Source organism: Neisseria sp. P0009.S007 (genome assembly GCF_051962515.1).
In genome coordinates this window covers 1-1,039 of sequence record NZ_JBQCVF010000512.1, presented here as the reverse complement: position 1 = coordinate 1,039, position 1,039 = coordinate 1, and the positions used below count along the sequence as shown (strand labels likewise).

At 38.6% G+C, this 1,039-nt stretch carries 2 protein-coding genes; both read left to right on the top strand.

Annotation, left to right across the window (positions count from 1 at the left end):
* Window positions 1-115, top strand: a 115-nt coding sequence (locus ACTHS3_RS14430) for an NAD(P)H-dependent oxidoreductase subunit E (protein ID WP_440368297.1), incomplete at its 5' end; no start/stop codon positions are given.
* 95 nt (window positions 116-210) lie between these two features.
* Window positions 211-795 carry an excalibur calcium-binding domain-containing protein gene (locus ACTHS3_RS14425; RefSeq protein ID WP_070873677.1) on the top strand — a complete coding sequence of 195 codons (585 nt, stop codon included), beginning with the start codon at window positions 211-213 and terminating at the stop codon, window positions 793-795.
* Window positions 796-1,039: the final 244 nt, after the last annotated feature.

Here is a 1,039-nt window from a genome sequence, read left to right as displayed (position 1 = left end):
AGGCGAATGCATGGGCGCATGTGGCGACGCTCCGGTCATGCTGGTCAACAACCACAGCATGTGCAGCTTTATGACCGAAGAAGCGATTGAGAAAAAATTAGCAGAATTAGAATAGATCGTCTGAACATATTCGGTTTGTAATCAAACTTACTAGTTATTCCAAAATTTTAAATTGTGATTTAAAAGTAACAATAAAAAGGGAAGCGGTTAATGAAAGGGATAATTGTTAAGTGGGATGATGAAAAAGGTTATGGTTTTATACGGATAGATGGTAGTAAACAAGAAATTTTCTGCCATATTTCTGACTTTTCCCAAAGAAGCCCTCGTCCTGAACTTAATGAGGCGGTTGGCTTTGAAGTATCTGCTAACGGAAAAGGAAAAAATGTTGCTAAACAGATTCGTTACTTGAATCGTGAGGCAAGAGATTTTAAGCGGAATCATAACCATCGTTCGAGTGCAAAGAAAAAATCATTTTTTGCCTTAGATACGTCGTCTTCCATATTGACGCAATTGGTAGGGTTGGCACTTTTCGGGTTAATTGGTTATCAGATATATCAATTCGCCGCAGCAAAATTAGTCCCTAAACAAACTAATGCACCAGTAGAGCTTAATGATCCAGCTACGATACAAGCTAAAAAAAGCAATAGTAATAAATATCGTTGTGATGGCAGGCAATATTGTTCTCAGATGGTGTCATGCGAAGAGGCCAAATGGTTTTTACAGAATTGTTCTGATACCAAAATGGATGGTGATGGTGATGGGATCCCATGTGAAGATAAATGCGGTGGATTGTGATAACTTCAGCAAAGTAGACTAGGTCTATAACCATGAAAACGAAATACAAGGTCGTCTGAAATATCAACTTTAGTGAATCAACATATTTTATTTTAGACGGCATAGAGTCGATATACAAAGGTATATTAGGCCGTCTGAAAACAACGGCTGCAACCTATACGAAAACAAACAGGCACACCAAAAATGGCTATTTACCAATCAGGCGTGATTTTTGACCAAGTGGATACCGCCAATCCCGATTGCT